This is a genomic window from Capnocytophaga endodontalis (assembly GCF_002209445.1).
Taxonomy (GTDB): Bacteria; Bacteroidota; Bacteroidia; order Flavobacteriales; family Flavobacteriaceae; genus Capnocytophaga; species Capnocytophaga periodontitidis.
On record NZ_CP022022.1, the window covers coordinates 1353429 to 1373994 of the forward strand.

Below are 20566 nucleotides of genomic sequence, written 5' to 3' on the forward strand. Positions count from 1 at the left end.
ACAATTGTCATTCGTAACTCGTCATTCGTAATTATTTACGGTGTTACCGTAATTTTGACAGTCCGGTATTCAGTGTTGTACTTGTACTCGTTGGCACTTACAGTTCCTACATCAGTTTTATAGCCATCTTTTGAATAGCTTTTAAAACTACTGCTACTGCCCACTACCACTACCTCATAAGTTCCTGCTTTGTCATACGTATGAGTGTATTTGGTCACACCAGAATCATCGGTAATGGTAATACCTTTTCCTGTATCGAATGGGAAATAATCAATAGAAGCAAAACTCGCTGATTCTAAATAAATATTACCAATATATGCTATATTAGAGCCGTCTTTTGCAGGAAAGATAATGCGGATATTTGATAATTTTTCCATTTTTTTACCCATTGAATTTTCCCACGCTTCTATAATTTCACCTATATTCACTTTGTAATCAGCATAAGAAGTGCTAATATTAGGTAATTCTCTGCCCCATACTGTTACATCTCTAAAGGTAACTTGAGTTTCGCCTTCAGCTATACCAGCTACTTTGGTTACTATACGAAGATTCTTATCTTCTGGGTGAGGTGTATTATTTGTAAAGTCCTTTTGGATATCAGTTTCAAATTTCATACGCAAGGTAAGAGTTTTATTATTACCTACCTTAGTATTTACGTTGAAAATGAGTGTTTCACTCCACCATTCGGGATGAGCAGAAACTAATTTTAGCACTTTTTTACCTGTAGAGGCATCAGTAACTACTTCAGAAGAAGCTAAATTGCTACTCACCTCAAAAGCGCCTCCTTCAAAGGGGGTCTTAGCGCCCACTTCCGATTTGTCAAAATTCAATCGGTAAGGAATGATGTTCGCATCGTAATTGCGGTAAATCTTACTTTGTAACTCTTGAGAGCTTTTGTTTTTGAGTATATTGTCAGCGCTCTTTAGGTAATCGTGTCCTTCATCACCGGTGTAAATAGCCAAAGCATTTACATTATGATGAATAGTAAAAGTTACGGGATCGCCTACCCTTACTTGGGTTTTATCGGCAGTTACCGATAGGTCTACGTCTTCAGGTTTGTTCTTAGTACAAGCACCCAAAGCCGTGAGTAGCAAACTGCTAATGAGTAATATATGTGTTTTCATTTTAGTATCCAGGATTTTGAGTTAAATTTTTATTTGTGTCCAATTCGCTAAGCGGAATAGGTAACAATTGGTGATAAGGGCGGACATTTTCAGGAGTAAGAGGAGGTGGAATACGACGTTCTTCTCCACTGATAAACGGATTATAAATACGCCAGTTTTGAAAGGCTTGTACCAAAATACCACGGCGTACGAGGTCGCACCAGCGGTCGGTAACTTCTCCTACAAGCTCGCGTGCGCGTTCGTTTAAGATTTCAGTACGGAAAGCGGTATAATCATCGCTGTAATGTTTAGCTGTCCACATAGCAGTACCTGCATAGTCATAACCATAAGAGGAGGGTTTCCAATCGGGTACTACAGTATTTACATCGTTGATATGGGTTTTATCCAAATCACGAGGCAATACATCGCGGTGCACCACACGTCCGCCTGCTTTGTTAGAGATACGAGCACGTTTGCGCACTAAATTCACCGCATCGTAAGCACTGTTCACGTTGGAGCCATTCATTGCTAAAGAAGATGAGGGTGTATAAGCACCTGGTGAGTGATTTATCTCATTATAAGCTTCTGCATAGATGAGGAGTACATCGGCAAAGCGAAGTAACGGCTCATCCATACCAAAGTTTTTGTAGTTATACGAAGAGACATCAGCTAATGGAAAACGGCGGAACTTACCGATACTCCACATCACCCAGCTATTGTTTTCGGTAGCATTACTAAGAGGTTGGTCTACACGTGTATCCCAATAGATTTTATAATCCCAACCCCATAACTTACCATTGTCGAGCACTTGCACACGTGGGCAGTTCCACAATCGGCGAATAGAGTCGGAGGGTTCATAAATCATACGGTGGTAATCGGAGCTGGAGATGTTATCCCACGAACCTCCTAAGTTCTCATTCCCTCTCATTCCGTAAAGCATTCCTGTGAGGGTACCGGTATCGTCGCCTGTAAGACCTTGTACGCACCAAATAACTTCTTTTGGAGCTTCGCTTATTTTGGTTTTAGCGTTGAATACATCAGGATAGTATTCTACTAATTGGTAGCGACCGCCTTGTATGACCTCTTTGGCATAGTTCATTGCTTTGGTGTAGTTTTCAGTAGCCGAACCAAGCACTTCACGTTCGTCGCGTTGTGCTACTGAAGCGAGCCACAAGTGTACTTTAGCTAAGAACCCGCGACAAGCATCTTTGGTAATACGCCCGTATTGATAACCATTGCTTCTATCGTCTTTTTCGGCTACGTGAGCCATCGAGTAAGTAAAATCGGCAATAATTTGCTCAAACACCTGCTTTTGAGGGGTGCGAGGCACTTTGAGGTCGTCGAGCGATTCGGTTTCTTTTAATACCAAAGGCACATCGCCAAACCAACGCACCAAATCGAAGTACAAGTAAGCGCGCACACCACGAGCTTCGGCTACATAGCGTTCCCAGTTATTGATACGATCTTGGTGTTCGGTTACATTATCGATTACCGAGTTGCAGTTCTTAATGGCAGCATAGTGTTGTTGCCACATTTGGGTGATATAATCGTTGTCAGGCCCAAACTTATAGTTACGCAAGCCTTGCCCCTCGTCCCAATCAGCGCGTTTGGCAAGGTCGGTACTAATTTGTTTGGTGCCGTGTCCTGTGATGTACACATCGGTGAGGTAACGGTAAGTACCGTTCATCGCTTGGCGAGCATCCAATTCATTTTGATAGAAAAATTGAGACGTAAGGGTGCTCTTGGGGTCTTCTTCTAAGAACTTAGCACAACTGCTCAATCCGAGGCTTGCCCCTATTGCTATAATGGTGGTAATATGTAATTTCATAATCTATATCTTTTAAAAACCAACTTCTACTGAGAATAAAACCGATGTAGGTCGTGGGTACGGACTCATATCGAGACCTGGGGCTAAGCGGGCAATAGTTCCATAGCCCGTATTGGCTTCGGGGTCAAACCCTGAATAACGTGTCCAAAGAGCGAGGTTAGTACCTGTTACCCCTATGCGCAATTTGTTGAGTTTATAAGGTTCTAATACTTCTTTAGGCAAATTGTAGCTGAGACTCACGGTTTGCAAACGCAAGAATGAACCATCTTCTACCAAGTCGCTACGGAAAGCGTTTTCAGCCCAAAAACCACCTCCAAAGAGCGGAAAGTTACGGTCAGGGTGTGCTTCCGACCACACGTTGTTATAAACGCTTTGTGTGATATTGTCGATATTCTTAGTGCCTGTGAGGTAGTAAGCATTTCCGTTTACTACATCGTTGCCATACGACCAACGCAAGAAAGCGTACAATTCCCAACCTTTATATGAGAAAGTGTTGCCTATACCACCTGTGTGCAATGGGTTTACATCGGCTACAGGCACACGGTCGTTAGTATCGATTACACCATCGTGGTTGATGTCTTTCACACGCAAACCTCCTAAAGCGACGTTAGGCCCTGGCTGAGCGTTATCCACTTCGTTTTGGTTGTGGAATACACCATCGGCTACATAACCGTAGTAGATACCTACCGGCATACCTACGCGCAAGAGCACATCACTTTTGATTTTGGAGTTGATGCCTCGGTCGTAAAATTGTTGATACTGACCTTCGTCTAATGAAAGGATTTTGTTTCGGTAGAAAGAAATATTGAAATCGGTTGTCCATTTGAAATCGCCTTCACGCAACCATTGTGCATTGAAGCTCACTTCGAGACCTTTGTTTTCCATTGAACCTGCATTCTTCCACGCTTTTTGGAATCCCGAAGTAGAAGGGATATTCACTTCCAAAAGCATATCGTCTATGCGTTTGTAATACAATTCAGTAGAAAGGGTGTAACGGTTTTTGAGGAAGGACAAATCTAAACCGATATTGTATTGCTTTTGGCTCTCCCATTTAAGATTGTCGTTAGCAATATTGCTGGTATAACGACCAATTTCCACTTTGTTACCATCTAATACTACTTTGTTTTTAGCGAGTTGCGCTAAAGATTGGTAAGATGGGATTTGATTGTTACCTGTCATACCAAAACTACCGCGCAAACGCAAATTGGAGATAGCTTCTATTTTCTTGATAAAGTCTTCTTCGTGAGCATTCCAAGCCAAAGAAATAGCAGGGAAATAACCGTATTTGTTGTTCTTACCAAATTTAGAAGAACCATCGGCACGTAAAGAAGCATTAAGCACATACTTGTTGTTATAACTATAAGTAGCCCTACTGATGTACGATACCAATTGGTTACCATCATAAGTGTACAAAGGCGCATAGGTTACTAACCCTTGGTTGATACCCCAAATACCTTGTTTGGTATCCTCGAAGTTGGTAGACTTATTGTAAGTATAATCTGTCCAATACTTATTGGCTTCAAAAGCACCCATTATAGAAAAATAGTGCTTATTGATGCTCTTAGAGTATTGCAAACGGGCTTCATATACCCAGCTGTTCTCATTGCGATGAGAGAGTTCCATACGTCCGCGTTCTGACTGTCCGAACCAAGTGTCAGGTCCCCAAAAACGGTCTTGACCAATAGTGTGTAAACGGTAAGAAGCACTGGTGTTAAAAGTCAAATCTTTAAGCAGTTGATAGCTGAGGTATACATTGGCGTTGAGCTCGTTGTATTTGGTATTGATATCCACTTGGTCTACCGCTACCTTAGGGCTCATCGTACGAATATTAGGATAACTCATTAGGGTACCAAAGCCAGGGTAGTCTAAGAAAGGAGAAGTTTGCAAAGCTTTGAGAACCACTCCATTTTGAGACCAATCGCTTACGGGATTTTTATCCTTAGAAACGGCATAAGAGAGGTTGATACCTGCATTCATCTTATCGTTAATCTTCTGAGAGAGGTTGAGACGTGAAGTAAAGCGATTGAAAGCAGAACGCTTGATAAGTCCTTCTTGGTTCAGATAGCCCACTGAAAGCATATAGCGGGTTTGGTCGGTACCCCCCGTGATACTACCGTTAGCTTCGTTTTTGGTACCTGTTTGGGTAACTTCTTTCAGCCAATCTTTTACGGCAGGGTGATTCCAGCCTTTTTCGGCAATCATTCGTTGCCAAAAGTCTATTTGAGGTTGATTGCCCCAAGTGCCATAATCGAGCATTTTGTGAGCATAATCTTCAGCACTGAGCACCTTCAAAGGGATATTAGGCATCATTTCAATAGAACTTGCATAACTGAAGTTAAATTTAGGTTTAGCGAGTTCCTTACCTTTTTTGGTGGTGATAAGCACTACCCCATTAGAACCGTTAGATCCGTAGATAGCTGCTGCTGCGGCATCTTTGAGGATTTCCATCGATTCGATATCGTTAGGGTTTAAACTGAGTAGCGGATTGGTAGCCACATCTTCATTGGTATTGGTTACCCTTTGGGTAGGCATAGGCACCCCGTCGATTACAAAGAGCGGTTGCGTACCTCCTGTGATGGAGTTCACCCCGCGAATTCTAAATGTGAGTCCGCTGGAAGCAGAACCATCGGAAGAGATGATTTGCACCCCACTCACTTTACCTTGCAACGCTTGCAATACCTGCGATGGACTGCTTTGGGCGATATCTGCCATCTTCACCGAAGCTACTGCCGTAGAGATATCGCTTTTGCGCTGTGTACCGTACCCTACAAGCACTACTTCATCAATCTGAGTGACCTCAGGTTCGAGAGATACATTGAAAGTACGTGTTTTACCTACGGCTATGGTTTTGGAGCGATAGCCCATAAAGCTCACTACTATTTTATCGGTAGGAGCTACACTTAGGGAGAAACGCCCTTCAAAATCAGTAGCCGTACCTGAATGCGCGTGCTCTACGGCAACGCTTGCACCAGGGAGGGGTTGTTTGTTTTCATCGGTAACTACCCCCGTAATAGTTACTTTTTGCGCCAGCATTGGGATACTGAACAGCAAAATACAAATGCTAATGATGCTTTTCATTATATAAAATTTAAAGTTTTTTCTTTGGGACAAAATTAAGAATTGATTAACAAAGTACTCTTTACCTATTGTACGTTTTTCTTTACTAAAGTTTGTTTTTCTTATGAAAACGTAAGTAATCAGTAAGTTAGGAAAGCAGTCGTTAATGATTAATCATAAAAAAACTTTGTTAAAGTCATTAGACTCTAACAAAGTTACTTGTTATTTGTTACCCAAATGTTACTTAAATAGTTCTTCAATTTCTTTCATAGTTTTTACCACATCATTGTTTTGGGTGAGAATGACGATGCTCGTACCTACAATTACTCCATCGGCATAATGGCGCATCGTTTGTACATCGTTATTCGTTTTGATGCCAAATCCTAACGCTACAGGTAGGGTGGTATGTTGCTTGATGTCGGTAATGAACTGTTCCAATCTACCTAAATCAACCTGCTTGCTACCCGTTACTCCTAAAGACCCCACAGCATATACAAAACCACCTTTAGCTAAAGAAGCGATTTTAGCAATGCGGTCGCCAGAAGTTACACTCACCAAAGGAATAAAAGCAATGTTATGAGCGTTTAGCAGTTGTGCTACTTCGGTGGCTTCTTCATAAGGCAAATCGGGGATAATCATACCTTTGATACCTACTTCAGCACTTCGCTTTACAAAGGCTTCTACTCCATAAGCAAAAACGAGATTGTAATACACTAAAAACACTAAGGGCTTATGTATTTTTTCTTTTACTGAATTAAGAAGATCAAACACTACATCGGTAGTAACCCCTGCTTGTGAGGCAGCAAATGAAGCTTCAGCAATGTGTTTACCATCGGCTAAGGGGTCGGAATAGGGAATGCCTATTTCCAAAATATCAATAGCCGAGTCGTCTAACTTCGTGAGAAATTCTTTTGTAAATTGAGTAGAGGGGTAGCCTGCTACTATATAGCCGATATTAACGTTTTTCTTTTCGGCAAAAACATCTGTTATAGTTTTATATTTCATCTTTTTCTCCTTTTAATACTGAAAAAACAGTGTGCATATCTTTATCACCTCTACCCGATACATTTACTACTATGGTTTGATTAGCAGGCAAGGAGGGGCATAATTTTTCTAAATACGCCAAAGCGTGAGCACTTTCAATGGCAGGGATAATTCCTTCAAAGCGAGTGGTGCGTACAAGAGCATCCATAGCCTCCGCATCGGTGATAGGTATATATGTAGCTTTACCACTTTCAAAGAGATGGGCGTGCTGAGGGCCTACCCCAGGGTAATCAAGCCCAGCCGAAATAGAATGCACCGGACTTATTTGTCCGTACTTATCTTGTAAAACATAAGTTTTCATTCCGTGAATAATACCCTCTTTGCCTAAAGTGAGGGTAGCAGCGTGCATATCGGTATCAATGCCGTAACCACCTGCTTCTACTCCGTAGAGGTGTGTAGTATCATCATCTAAAAATCCTGAAAAGATGCCAATAGCGTTGCTACCACCACCTACGCAAGCAATTACGTGATCGGCGTGTAAGCCTAAAGTATTAAGTTGCTCACGGCATTCTGTACCTATAATCGATTGAAAATCTTTTACCATTGAAGGGTAGGGGTGAGGACCTACTGCCGAGCCTATCACGTAGAACACTGTTTCAATCTCAGCTACCCACGATTGGATAGCGGCGGTAGTCGCCTCTTTAAGCGTTTTAAGTCCGTCGTGAATGGCTACTACGTGTGCGCCCAAGAGTTCCATACGGAAAACATTTAGCTTTTGGCGCTCCATATCTACTGCACCCATATACACATCGCATTCCAATCCTAAGAGAGCCGCTGCAGTAGCGGTTGCCACCCCGTGTTGTCCTGCACCAGTTTCGGCAATCACTTTTTTCTTACCCATACGTTTGGCAAGCAATACTTGCCCCAGAGCATTGTTAATCTTATGAGCTCCAGTATGGTTGAGGTCTTCGCGTTTCAGGTAAATCTGCTGACCGTAGTGCGCACTTAAGTTTTTGGCGTGATAAAGGGGGGTAGGACGACCTACATAGTTTTTGAGTAGGTCGTTTAGTTCTTCTTGAAAGGTAGGGTCGGCTTTGGCTTTAAGGTATTCGGATTCTAATTCGTTCAAGGCGAACATAGCAGTTTCGGGCACGTATTGCCCTCCAAATTTACCGAAATAAGATTTTGTATTCATTTGTTAATTTTCTAATCTGCTAATTTACTAATTATTTTTTCCACAAGTGAGCGATTTTTGCGGTGGTTGCACTCTACTTTGCTGTTCACATCTAATATTGCAGGGCGATAACACAAGGCTTCTTGTACATTATCTACCTCAAGACCTCCTGCTAAAATATAAGAGTAAGGCGATAGGTCTTTAAGTATTTCCCAGTTAAATCGAGTGCCATTACCACCTTCGGCAATGCCTTTGGTATCAAATAAAGGATATTGAATATAAGGCTGATAGGGAGTAATATCAGGTAAAGTATCGTATACTGAAAAGGCTTTCCAAAGAGTGTAGCCTGCATTGTGTAAGGTGCTACAATCTTCAACACTTTCATTGCCGTGTAGTTGCAGTATATCAATGTTTGTTTGTTGCTGAATTTGTTGCAGTTCGTGTATAGGGGTATTCACAAACACCCCTACTGCCACTTTGCCAACTGAGTGTATTTCAGTAACTATATCTTTTGCTAAATCCACGCTCACATAACGCGGACTTTTAGGCGCAAAGATACAGCCGAAGTAATCAATAGGCAAATCTTTCAGTTCTTGGATTTCACTAAGAGAGCGAATTCCGCATATTTTTAGTTGAGTGGTCATTGGTTATTCTGCTATTATAGTAAGCCATTCATCTAAATCATTCACTAAATCATTAGCTACTCTTTCGAGTTGCCCGTCGTAATAATCATTTTTTTGTATTTTTTCTAAAATACTCACATACTGCACTACATCGTCAGAAGCTAAAGTATAAGTTAAAAAATATAACTCTCTCACTTCTTTTTCTTTTAGGTAGAGAGGAGCGCTATAATAAGGCATCCCAGCAAAAGGTATACTTGATACATCGGTTACTACAATGTATTGCAAAATCTTTTCTTCGTTGAGAATGAAATAAAGATTTTCAGTAACTTTTAGGGTTACCAAGTCTAATATTTTATTGCAATTGGTGTAGCTAAATACAAGATTATTATCACATAAGTACGCACGGGTATGGGTGTAGTCGTCTACTTCAAAGCTGAAATCCTCACGCGAAAGAGTGGTGAGCGTAGTAGGTTTTTCTTCTAACAGAAAGGAAGGTAAAACAGGTAGTATAACACTCCCTACATTGTGTTGCAAAAGGAGGTTTATGCCGCGCAAATTTCCCTCAGTATCAAAGAAAAACACATCACCAGATATTTCTAAACAAGTAGAACTCTCACCCCATCTAAAAAATAAGGTTCTATCAATAATTTTATTCATAAGTTCAGTGATTTATTTACTTTTCATTTGTCCCTCGTCATTCGTTCCTCGTCATTAAAAAATCTCTCCTTTCATCAGTGCTTCTCCTATTAAAAGGGCATCTATGCCTAAGTTTTCGGCATATACAATATCTTCTTTACTGTGATAGCCACTTTCGCTTACTATCAATAGTTCTTCTCGTTGGCTTTTGGGAATTGCTTTGAGTAGTTGCTCTGTTGTTTTCAGCGATACCTCAAAAGTATTGAGATTGCGATTATTGATGCCTAAAAGTTCTAAATCAGGCACTTGTAAAGCGCGTTGTAGTTCTTTTTCATTGTGAACTTCTACTAATACTTCTAAATCCAAAGAATGTGCTAACAGATGCAAGAACATCAACTCATCATCAGTAAGCATACGTACAATCAGCAAAATTGCCGAAGCTCCTAAGCTCTTGGCGTGGAATACCTGAAAAGGAGTATAGATAAAATCCTTGCGGAGGATAGGCATTGTAGGAAAAGCTTTGGCTACAGTGGGAATAAAAGCGTTATCTCCCTTAAAGTAAGCTTCTTCGGTAAGGATAGAAAAGGCAGCTACGCGGTTATTTGCGTAGTGTTGGGCTTGCTTTAGAAGGTCGAAATCTTCTGTCGCTATTTGTCCTTTAGAGGGAGAAGCACGTTTGATTTCACCGATAATGCTAATGCCAGGTTGTTCTATAGCCTGCGTTAAATAAGGGCGCGCCCATTCTTCTATTTCACGATGTAATTGAATTTCGCGTTGTTCTTTGATTTTTGAAAGAATATCCATAAATGAAATTTGTTAATTTGCTAATTGACTAATTTGCTAACTAATTGCCATACTTTTCCACTCCTTAACGCTTCTTCAATAAGAGGTTTAGCTTCAGCGGGGTGTTTTACTACATTGGCGGTATAGAGGGCAAACATTGCGTTGAGTACCACGATATCAGCCTTAGCACCGCGTTCTTCACCTTTGAGAGTGCGACGTAGTATCTCAGCGTTTTCAGTAGGCGTACCACCCTGTATATCAGCGTGAAAAGCACGCTTAAAACCAAACATTTCAGGTGCTATGGTATACTCTAATATTTGCTTACCTTTTACCTCTACAATCTTCGTCTCATCACAAATACTTATTTCATCTAAACCATCATTGCCACGTACTACTAAAGCGTGTTCGCGTCCTAAAAGCTGTAGTGTTTCGGCATAGAGGCGCATCACGGGCTCGTGATATAAACCTACTAATTGGTATTTTAGTTTTGTATTGGGGTGTAACAGAGGGCCTAATACGTTAAACACCGTGCGGATACCCAAACGTTGTCGCACTTCACGTACTTCGCCTACTAAGTTATGGAAGAAAGGCGCGTGGAAGAATGCTAATCCGTTTTTCTCCAAGCTATCTAATTGCTTCATCAAGTTGCTTTCCATCGCAATACCAAGCTCTCCTAACACATCAGTACTGCCACTTTGGCTTGTAACCGACCTGTTGCCGTGTTTGGCTACTTTCACCCCTAAGGCAGCTACTATAAAGGCTACCGTGGTAGAAATGTTAATAGTTTTGAGTCCGTCGCCTCCTGTACCACAGAGGTCTATCATAGGTCTTGGGTCGGCAAAGGTGGTGCTATATGCCAAGATGTTGCGCACGAAAGCAGTAAGTGATTCTGGATATAAACTCTTTTCGCTGATAAGCACCAAAAGCGCGCCTAATTGTACAATGTCGTACTGCTTGCTGTGCAATACCGCACATATCTGTTTGAAATCGCTATCGCCTAACGGCTGATTCTCTTGCAGTTTCTTCAAAGCTGCTTTGAACACTTCATTGGCGTAGACTTTTGCTTTTTCTTCAGTATTTTGAACGCTTTGAGCAGTTTGTGTCCCTATCAAAAAGTTCTTGAGGATATTTTTGCCGTATTCAGTAAAAAACGATTCAGGGTGAAATTGGATACTGTGAATAGGTTTTGTTTTGTGTTGTAATGCCATAATCACCCCATCGTCCGAGAGTGCAGTTATGATGAGTTCTTGTGGCAAGGTGTCTTTATCTACATATAGCGAGTGGTAGCGCATCACGTTAAACTGCTGTGGCAAGCCTTTAAACAATACCGATTGTGGTTTGCTAACGGTAAGCACAGAAGTCTTGCCGTGCAAAGGTATTTCTAATCGTTTTACAGTGGCACCGTGTACCAATCCAAACGCCTGATGTCCTAAACAGATACCTAAAATAGGAATATCGGTAATTTCTTTTAGTATTTCCAAACAAATCCCACTGTCCTTAGGGTGTTTAGGTCCTGGTGAAAGCACTATACGTGAGGGCTTTAGAGCGCGTATCTCGGTAAGAGTGAGTTGGTCATTGCGCACAGTACGCACTTCTTCATCAGTGAGTTCGCCGAGGTATTGTGCTACATTAAAAACAAATGAATCGTAATTATCTATTAGTAAAATCATTTTTAGTTGTTAGGTTTTAGTCATTAGTTATAGTCCTTTTTTGCGGATTGCCCCCTCTCCTTGAAAGAGGGCTTGGGGGTGAGGATTACAATTCTTCTCAAACACTTTCACTACTGAAGCTCTTTTGTGTTGTATTTCAGCATATTCTTTTTCAGGTATAGAATCATAAACAACTCCTGCTCCGGCTTGTATAAATACGCGGGTGCGTTCAGAATCCTGAAAAGCAGGTTTTTCAAAAAAAGCACTGCGTATCACAATAGCGAGCTGTACGTTGCCGTTGAAGTGTAAAAAACCAATACCTCCTCCATACATATTACGGCGGTATTGTTCCAGCTCAGCAATAATTTCCATAGCGCGTATTTTAGGCGCTCCACTCAGCGTACCTGCAGGGAATACTGCTCCAATCACCTCAAAAAGCGACACCTCTTTGCGCTTGCGACCATACACATCGGTTACTATGTGCATCACGTGCTCTAACTGCTTAATGTGCATCATATTCTTCACCTGCACAGTACCTTTCTCGGCAAAACGCCCTATATCGTTGCGTGCTAAATCAACCAGCATTCGGTGCTCAGAACACTCTTTAGGATCGGCGAGAAGTTCTTGTGCCAAACGAGCATCATCGTTAGCATCTTTACCACGCGGGCGTGTACCAGCGATAGGTGCTATATACATAGTTTCCGAGTTGATTTCTACTAATATTTCAGGACTTGACCCCACCACCTCTCCATAAGGAGTAGGGAAGAAAAACATATAAGGAGAGGGATTGGCTGTACTAAGTAGTTTATAAAATTCTAAAGAGTTAAGGTTGCTTTCCAAACAGAGTTGTTCGCTCAATACCACTTGAAAAATATCGCCAGCACGTAGGTATTCCTTAGCTTTTTCAACAATCTTGTAGAAGTGTATTTGCTCCTCATTCAGGTCGGTATTGATGTGATAAAAAGGTTTTTCAGCTGAAATTGATTTTATAGAAGTAGAAGTTTCTTCATTGGCTGCTTCCAAAAAGTTGAAGTATAATACTTCATCGCCGTAAAAAGAGTACACTTTGTTCACTTTGGAATAATGCAAATAGGCTTTCGCATTCGCAAATACAAAGGTGGGAAACTCGTATTGAGCTTGCTCTTGTGTGGGAATATTTTCAAAAAAATGGATTGATTCATAACCTAATACCCCAAAAAGTCCCGCAAAGGGTGCGATGGGTGTTTGTTGCTGGTAATAGGCTTGCAAAGAAGCGTAATTATGACTGTAGGCATCGAAGTAATCGCAATCTATCCCAATGATAATCTGATGAATGTCTTCAGCTAAGTAAGAGTTTCTGAAATGTTTGCGTATAGTAGAAAAATAATGTAATGGTTCTTTAGTAAGCATATAAAATTACTTTGGAGTGGCAAAGGTATAAAATAATTAGCAGATTCACAAATAAGTAAATTAGAAAAAAAATTTGTCAATTCAAATAATTGTCGTACTTTTGCCGAACTTTAATTGAAAATTATATATGGCAACTTACAAAAAGAACAACAATCGACCTAATAGACATAGAGATAACGAGCAACTCGACGACGCTCAAGAAACTCGATTGCACCAAGAAAGTACTACTGCCGAGGTATTCGATGCCCTTGATGCAGGCGCTACTCGTACTGAAGATTGGGTGAAACGCAATCAGAAAATTATTATCGGAGCCCTCATAGCTGTAGCCGTATTGGGCTTAGGTTATTTGTTATACCAACAATTTGTGAAAGCTCCTAACGAAAAGAAAGCTGCTAACGAATTCTTCTTCGCTCAACAATTCTTTGATGAAGCTATGCAAGCTACCGATGCTAAAGCCAAAGATTCTCTCTTCAAAGTTTCTATCGAAGGTGGTAAAGGTAAATATGGCTTCAAGCAAATCGCTCAAAACTATAGTGGTACCAAAGCAGCTAACCTCGCCGAGTATGGTATGGGTATGGCTTATATGCGTTTGCGTGACTACAACAATGCCATCAATCACCTCAAAGAATTTAATTCTGATGACGATATTTTCGGTGCTTTAGCCTATGGAAATATAGGTGATGCTTACCTTCAACAAAAAAATAATGCCGAGGCTCTCAAATACTACATCAAAGCCTTTGAACATAGCAACAACGATTTTGTAACTCCTATATACCTCAAAAAAGCAGGTATCGTAGCTTCTCTACAAGGTAAAAAAGACGATGCTCTCAAATACTACGAGCGCATCAAAGATGAATTCCCTACTTCAGAAGAAGCTCGCACTATCGATATCCTTATCGGAAAAATCAGTCAATAAAACAAGATAAGAATAAAAGGCAGAAGATGAACATTCTTACCTCTTATCTCTTATCTCTTATCTGAAAAAATGGCAACAGAAAACAAGAATTTATCTCAATACGATAAAAATACAATCCCAAATGCGAAAGCTCTTCGCTTTGGGATTATTACTTCTCAGTGGAATGAACAAGTAACTTATGGAATGCGCAATGGTGCTATCGCTACCCTTAAAGATTGTGGTGCTGTAGATAGCAACCTCCTCCTTTGGGAAGTCCCTGGTAGTTTTGAATTGGTGCACGCTGCCAAACGAATGATCGATACTCAGCACTTGGATGCTATCATCGTAATAGGCTGTGTAATACAAGGCGAAACCAAGCACTTTGATTTTGTGTGTCAAGGGGTTACACAAGGTATTGCTCAGCTCAATGCAATGCAAAGTAAGGTACCCGTAATCTTCTGTGTCCTCACCGATAACAACCTTCAGCAATCACTCGACCGAAGTGGAGGAAAACTAGGCAACAAAGGTGTAGAAGCCGCTATCACTGCTATCAAAATGGCTGTTTTAGGGAAATAGTGAAGCTGATAGTGAATAGGTAACTTGGAATAATTTTTGCAGTATGTTATGCAGGGGAGTATGCCATACGTCCTTAATAAGAAAAATCACTATGAAAAACATCATCACATATATAAAACATTATCTCCTACCATTTATAGCTTACCTCTTACCTCTTACCTCTTACCTCTTGCTCGCTCAAGATTTTCACGAAGGTGATACTATCTATCTTCCTGAGGTAAACCTCTTTGGTAGAGAGCGTTCCTTTGGTGATGCCGATGCTCAAAAACGATATCTACTGCTCAAAAGTCGTGTAAAACGCGTGTATCCTTATGCTAAAATGGCTGCCGATCGCCTCTATACTATGGAACGTACTATGGATACTATGCAAAACAAACAACAACGAAAAGTCTATGTAAAGCGCACTCAACGCTATATAGAAGACCACTTCACCGACGAACTCAAAAAACTCTCTCGCTCTCAAGGGCGCATCCTCATCAAGCTCATCCACCGCCAAACAGGGCGTACTGCCTATGATTTGGTAAAAGAACTCCGCAACGGGTGGAATGCCTATTGGTACAATAAAACCGCTTGGCTCTACGATCTTTCCCTAAAAAAAGGTTATGACCCTATGAATATCGAAGAAGATTATTGGATAGAAGAAATCATCCTCCGTGCCATTAGCAATGGTGAATTAGAAGAACAAACCCCTGCTCTCCAATACAATTTCTCTGAACTTACTGAACACCGACGAAAGCGATTAGCTAATTAGCAAATTTGTAAATTTCCAAATTATTCGTACCTTTGCCGACAAATAAAATAGTAATATGGAGTTATACTATGCTTTTTCAGTGATTATCGTCTTAGCCGCCTTGTTTTCGTACGTGAATGTGCGCTACGTAAAACTACCTATGACTATAGGTATTATGGTGATTGCTATGATGGTATCAGTAGGCGTACGTCTTTTCGGTGGTGAAATATTTTCAGGTTTGGCACACCGCTTGGAATCTCTATTACAAGGATTCGATTTTACCGAAATCTTAATGGGGGCAATGCTAAACTTCCTCCTCTTTGCAGGTGCTCTCCATATCAATATCAACGACCTCAAAAATTACCGACTCCCCATTTTTACCTATGCAACTATCAGCGTAGTACTCTCAGCTTTCTTTATATCAGTCTTATTGTACTATATAGCTCCTTTGGTAGAAATCCATATTCCTTATGTTTATTGCCTGCTTTTTGGAGCGCTTATTTCCCCAACCGATCCTATTGTAGTGTTGGGAGTACTCAAACAAGCTAATGTACCTAAACGTATCGAAAATAAAATTACAGGTGAATCTCTTTTCAACGATGGGGTAGCCGTCGTAATGTTCGCTGTCGTACTTAAATTAGCTACCGATCACACTTTCGAACCTTCCTTCAATACCATTACAAAACTTTTTCTCTTAGAGGCTGGAGGAGGCGTTTTCTTAGGGGGGCTCTTAGGCTGGATAGCCTCCAAAATGATGAAAAAAGCCGACGACTATCACGTGAGTGTCTTGCTCACTTTAGCCGTTGTAATGGGAGGCTTCCTCATTGCCAAAACTTCTCACGTATCCTCGCCTTTAGCAATGGTGATTGCAGGACTCTTTGTCGGTAACATAGGGAAAAAGGCAAATAGTGCCGAAAATAAAGATTACTTAGAGAAATTCTGGGCTATCGTCGATGAAATTATGAATGCCATCTTGTTCTTATTCATAGGTTTTGAGATGCTACTGATAGATAACTTAAATGAACAGTTCCTCTTAGGAGGTGTTGCTATTCTCGTGTGCCTCTTAGGGCGTGCTTTAGCAATTTATATTCCCGCCCAAACTATATTACGCAAAGCTACTACCTATTCTTCAGGATCACTCATTACTATGGTGTGGGGAGGCGTGCGCGGCGGTGTATCTATTGCCTTAGTGCTCTCTATCCCAGCCGATAAGGGCGGTCTTAAAGAAACATTGTTGCAAATTACTTATATAGTAGTATTGTTTTCTATTTTGGTACAAGGGCTCACTATAGGCAAGGTAGCTTCTAAATCCCTCCACCGTGATGAAGTGATGGCACGACTTAAGAGAATAAAGCAACTGCAAAAAGGAAAACAATCATAAAACTTTAATAACGAATGAGAATGCAAAAAGATAAAGGATTGGTAAGTGCCAAAGAAGTAGCCAAAGCAATTAATATTGATAAACTTGGTTTCTTGGGTACCTTTGGAGGATGGGCGCTGATGAAGCTACTCCGTCTCTCCAAACTCAATGCTATTTACAACCGAACCAAAAAATTTGAAGGCTTAGACTTCCTCAACAAACTGTTAGACGAGTTTGAAATAAAGTTCGAAATACCTGAAGAAGATTTTAAAAATATCCCCAAAGAAGGAGCTTTTATCACGATTTCTAACCACCCACTGGGGGGTGTTGATGGCATTTTGCTCCTCAAATTGCTCTTAGAAAAACGCCCTGATTTCAAAATTATGGCAAATTTCCTCCTCCAACGCATTGAGCCTTTAGCTCCTTATGTGTTGCCTGTCAATCCGTTTGAAGACCGCAAGGATGCAAAATCCAGTATTGTTGGTTTCAAACATACTATTGCACACCTCAAAGAAGGAAAACCCTTGGGGCTTTTCCCTGCTGGCGAAGTCTCTGTAACCAAAGAAGGACAACTAATGGTTGATAAACCTTGGGAAGAAGCAGCAATGAAGCTCGCTAAAAAAGCCAAAGTACCTATCGTCCCTATCTATTTCCACGCTAAAAATAGCAAATTGTTCTACTTTTTAGCGAGCCTGAGTGATACCTTACGCACTGCCAAATTACCTTCAGAACTCCTCACTCAAAAACAACGTACTATCTACATACGTATAGGCAAACCCATCTCGGTAACTATGCAAGAAGAACATACCGATTTAGCCGATTTTACCGAGTTCCTTCGCAAGAAAACCTATATCTTAGCCAATGCTTTTGAACAAGATAAAAAATTCTTGCCTTTGCCTAATGTGTTGAAATCAAACAAAGGTACTCCTAATCCACAACAAATTGAAGCTCCTATACAGCAAGATCTTATAGAAAAAGAAGTAGAAAATGTAACTAAAAAGGATTACCGACTGCTGAAAAACAATAATTACGAGGTCTTTTTAGCTCCTTATCAGGAAATCCCTAATATAATGAAGGAAATAGGTCGCTTGCGTGAAATTACCTTCCGCGAAGTAGGGGAGGGGACAAACGCTTCCTCCGATGTCGATAAATTCGACCTCTATTACCACCATCTTTTCCTTTGGGATAACGAAGCTAAAAAAATTGCAGGAGCTTATCGTATGGGATTAGGCGCTGAGATATTCCCTAAATATGGTATTGAAGGTTTCTATACGCACGATTTATTCCGTTTTGAGCCCGAACTCTACGATATGATGAGTAAAACCATCGAAATGGGGCGTGCTTTTATAATTTCGGAATACCAACAGAAACCAATGCCTCTGTTTTTGCTTTGGAAAGGAATTGCCCACACTACTTTGCGCTATCCCGAACACTCTTATCTGTTGGGTAGCGTGAGCATTAGCAACCAATTTTCCAACTTTTCTAAATCGCTGATGATAGAGTTTATGAAGTCAAACTTCTACGACCCTTACATCGCACAATATGTACGCCCCAAAAAAGAATTCAAAGTAAAACTCAAAGACGAAGATAAAGACTTTATTTTCGACGAAACTAAAGCCGACCTTAATAAGTTCGACAAGCTAATTGATGAACTCGAACCTGGGAATTTGCGTTTGCCAGTGCTCATCAAGAAGTATATCAAACAGAACGCCAAAGTCATCGCTTTCAATGTCGACCCACTGTTCAACAATTCTGTCGATGGACTGATGTACATTCGTATCTCCGACCTCCCTGAAAGCACTATGAAGCCCGTTATTGAGGAGTTCCAGGCCGAACTCGAAGCTCGTATGAAGAACAACGAAGAATAACATCCTTTTTTATTTGACCATAAATAAATAAACCCAATGAAAAAAATATTATTTTTAGTAGCATTACTACCACTAACTCTTGTAGCACAAACCGTGATTGTTCCTAATCGATATGCCTTCCAAAAAGAAGACAATCAGTATCAACTCAATATGCTCACAAAATTCTTGCTCGAAAAACAAGGATTTAAAGTCTATATGGAAAGTGAAGCTCCTGCCGAGCTACTCCAAAACCCTTGCGCTACCCTAAAAGCTGATGTGAAGAACCAATCGAATATGATGACCTCTAAAGTACAATTCCTTCTCACCGATTGTACTAATAAAGCGGTCTTTACTTCTCAGATAGGTAAAAGCCGTGAAAAGGAGTTTAAAAAATCCTACCAAGAAGCCTTGCGCAATGCCCTTTCAGGTACAGAACTAGCTACTTTTAAGGCAGATTATCAAGCTCCTTCAGTAGCCTCAAACCCCTCTATTCCCTCAGCAACAACAGCAGTACCCGAACTTACAGTTACTGCTGCGCCTATAAGCGAACCTCTTATTCTATTTCTGTATGCTAAACCAACTAATTGGGGATATGAGTTGTTTGATAAAAAAACAAATGAATTGCAATTCAAACTTAGAAAACTCAATACTCCTGATGTATTTCTGGCTTTTGATGTAGAAAAACAAAAATATGGTGTTTTAGAAAAAGACGGTTCCACTTTCTATAAATTTACTTTTTACAAGCAAATAGATGGATCTCCTCTTACTTTCTCCGCCCAAATAAATTTCAATTAATTTATTATCACATATCAACTTGTTACCTATTACCTGTTACTTGTTACCTAATTAAAAGTGTATAGCAAAGCCGAAGCAAAAAAACTACGCGAAGACTTCTGGATATCTTTTGGTAAATCGTTCCCTCGCAAATGGACGTTGTATGACACTAAAATAAAGGATTTCAGTTTTAAGTTTTCATTCGACACTCGTAAAGCGCGGGTGCTACTCGCTGTAGAAGACCCTCACGAGGAGATACGTAGTTTGTATTATAACAAATTGCTGTCGCTCAAAACTATACTCCAAGAAGAATACCTCCCTAACGCTGTTTTCGAAGAGCATTTCTTCTTGGACAATGGTAAAGAAATTAGTTGTGTATATGTAGAATTGCAAGGGGTAACCATTCACAACAAAGACACTTGGCAACAAACAATGGAGTTTCTATACCAATCAATGTCGCAGTTCGAAGCCTTTTGGGAAGAATATAAAGATATCATTCAAGAAGAAAAATAATTTAGTTTATATGAAAAAACGTACCATACTTAATCTACTCCTTATCCTTTTCATACTTTCTTTCTTCGTAACCCCCTTAGGTTATGAAAGTAAGATTTTATTACAACGAATTTTCGCTAGTTCGGTAGACATCATTCCTGCCGATAAAGCTCAAAAAATTGATTTCAGTTGGCAACTCAAAGATCGCAAAGATGTGCAGTTCAACTACTCGCAAACCCGAGGAAAGAAACCCTCATTCGTGTATTTCTTCTCCTCTTGGCGAGGTATTAGTATTGCCGACCTCTATGCAGTAGAAAAACTATATGATGCCTATAAGGATAAAGTAGATTTCTATATCATCACTAACGAGCGCCCTGAACCAGTGGAAGAAATGATGCAAAAACGCAATTTCCATTTCAAAGTAACCTACCTCATCATCGGTGAGAAAATGCCTTTCGACCCTGAAAAAATCCCGTCAGGTTATATCGTAGATAAAAACGGACTCGTACGCGCTCAAAAAGAAGGAATTGCCCGTTGGAATAGCGATGCCGTCCACGAACTCTTAGACGCCTTGGTTAAGTGATAATTCCTTACCTCTTATATCTTATCTTTATCCGAGATAGAAAATAATTATAAAGATAGTATTTTAGATTCAATTTAAAGTAC

18 protein-coding genes are annotated in these 20566 nt (G+C 40.4%); 8 read left to right on the forward strand and 10 right to left on the reverse strand.

Annotated elements, in window-relative coordinates; all coding sequences use genetic code 11:
* Positions 1-35: 35 nt before the first annotated feature.
* From CBG49_RS06260 to CBG49_RS06305, 10 genes are all read right to left on the reverse strand, one after another.
* The gene (locus CBG49_RS06260) at positions 36-1124 is read right to left on the reverse strand and encodes a DUF5017 domain-containing protein (protein ID WP_088593819.1); all 1089 of its coding nucleotides are present in this window, start codon (positions 1122-1124) and stop codon (positions 36-38) included.
* 1 nt (position 1125) lies between these two features.
* On the reverse strand, positions 1126-2931 hold the full coding sequence (locus CBG49_RS06265) for a RagB/SusD family nutrient uptake outer membrane protein (RefSeq protein WP_088593820.1): 1806 nt from the start codon (positions 2929-2931) through the stop codon (positions 1126-1128).
* A gap of 12 nt (positions 2932-2943) precedes the next feature.
* The gene (locus tag CBG49_RS06270) at positions 2944-6009 is read right to left on the reverse strand and encodes a SusC/RagA family TonB-linked outer membrane protein (protein WP_088593821.1); all 3066 of its coding nucleotides are present in this window, start codon (positions 6007-6009) and stop codon (positions 2944-2946) included.
* Positions 6010-6228: 219 nt separating this feature from the next.
* On the reverse strand, positions 6229-6993 hold the full coding sequence (gene trpA / locus CBG49_RS06275) for a tryptophan synthase subunit alpha (RefSeq protein ID WP_088593822.1): 765 nt from the start codon (positions 6991-6993) through the stop codon (positions 6229-6231).
* Positions 6983-8167 carry a tryptophan synthase subunit beta gene (gene trpB / locus CBG49_RS06280; RefSeq protein ID WP_088593823.1) on the reverse strand — a complete coding sequence of 395 codons (1185 nt, stop codon included), beginning with the start codon at positions 8165-8167 and terminating at the stop codon, positions 6983-6985. Before trpB ends, trpA begins: the two co-directional genes overlap by 11 nt.
* Positions 8168-8178: 11 nt before the next feature.
* Positions 8179-8790 carry a phosphoribosylanthranilate isomerase gene (locus CBG49_RS06285; protein ID WP_088593824.1) on the reverse strand — a complete coding sequence of 204 codons (612 nt, stop codon included), beginning with the start codon at positions 8788-8790 and terminating at the stop codon, positions 8179-8181.
* A 3-nt stretch (positions 8791-8793) separates the two neighbouring features.
* Positions 8794-9426, reverse strand: a complete 633-nt coding sequence (locus CBG49_RS06290; protein ID WP_088593825.1) for a hypothetical protein — start codon at positions 9424-9426, stop codon at positions 8794-8796.
* Positions 9427-9480: 54 nt separating this feature from the next.
* Positions 9481-10209, reverse strand: coding sequence for an indole-3-glycerol phosphate synthase TrpC (locus CBG49_RS06295; protein WP_088593826.1), 729 nt, complete (start codon positions 10207-10209; stop codon positions 9481-9483).
* A 20-nt stretch (positions 10210-10229) separates the two neighbouring features.
* On the reverse strand, positions 10230-11858 hold the full coding sequence (trpD, locus tag CBG49_RS06300; protein WP_088593827.1) for an anthranilate phosphoribosyltransferase: 1629 nt from the start codon (positions 11856-11858) through the stop codon (positions 10230-10232).
* 27 nt (positions 11859-11885) lie between these two features.
* Positions 11886-13226: an anthranilate synthase component I family protein gene (locus tag CBG49_RS06305; RefSeq protein WP_088593828.1), complete on the reverse strand. Its 1341-nt coding sequence runs from the start codon at positions 13224-13226 to the stop codon at positions 11886-11888.
* 127 nt (positions 13227-13353) lie between these two features.
* Between CBG49_RS06305 and CBG49_RS06310 the strand changes: the two genes are divergently transcribed.
* The 8 genes from CBG49_RS06310 (at position 13354) to CBG49_RS06345 (ending at position 20483) form a co-directional block, all read left to right on the forward strand.
* On the forward strand, positions 13354-14142 hold the full coding sequence (locus tag CBG49_RS06310; protein ID WP_009412500.1) for a tetratricopeptide repeat protein: 789 nt from the start codon (positions 13354-13356) through the stop codon (positions 14140-14142).
* A 69-nt stretch (positions 14143-14211) separates the two neighbouring features.
* Positions 14212-14697, forward strand: coding sequence for a 6,7-dimethyl-8-ribityllumazine synthase (ribH, locus tag CBG49_RS06315; protein WP_088593829.1), 486 nt, complete (start codon positions 14212-14214; stop codon positions 14695-14697).
* A gap of 91 nt (positions 14698-14788) precedes the next feature.
* Positions 14789-15448, forward strand: coding sequence for a DUF4294 domain-containing protein (locus CBG49_RS06320; protein WP_088593830.1), 660 nt, complete (start codon positions 14789-14791; stop codon positions 15446-15448).
* A 55-nt stretch (positions 15449-15503) separates the two neighbouring features.
* Positions 15504-16808 (forward strand): cation:proton antiporter, encoded by a 1305-nt coding sequence (locus CBG49_RS06325; RefSeq protein ID WP_088593831.1) that lies wholly within the window; start codon positions 15504-15506, stop codon positions 16806-16808.
* A gap of 14 nt (positions 16809-16822) precedes the next feature.
* Positions 16823-18655, forward strand: coding sequence for a GNAT family N-acyltransferase (locus CBG49_RS06330; RefSeq protein WP_088593832.1), 1833 nt, complete (start codon positions 16823-16825; stop codon positions 18653-18655).
* Positions 18656-18691: 36 nt separating this feature from the next.
* On the forward strand, positions 18692-19429 hold the full coding sequence (locus tag CBG49_RS06335; RefSeq protein ID WP_088593833.1) for a hypothetical protein: 738 nt from the start codon (positions 18692-18694) through the stop codon (positions 19427-19429).
* A 57-nt stretch (positions 19430-19486) separates the two neighbouring features.
* Positions 19487-19921 carry a DUF4268 domain-containing protein gene (locus CBG49_RS06340; RefSeq protein ID WP_009412507.1) on the forward strand — a complete coding sequence of 145 codons (435 nt, stop codon included), beginning with the start codon at positions 19487-19489 and terminating at the stop codon, positions 19919-19921.
* A 10-nt stretch (positions 19922-19931) separates the two neighbouring features.
* A complete protein-coding gene (locus CBG49_RS06345; protein WP_088593834.1) occupies positions 19932-20483 on the forward strand; it encodes a TlpA family protein disulfide reductase in 552 nt (183 codons plus the stop codon).
* The last annotated feature ends 83 nt before the right edge of the window (positions 20484-20566 follow it).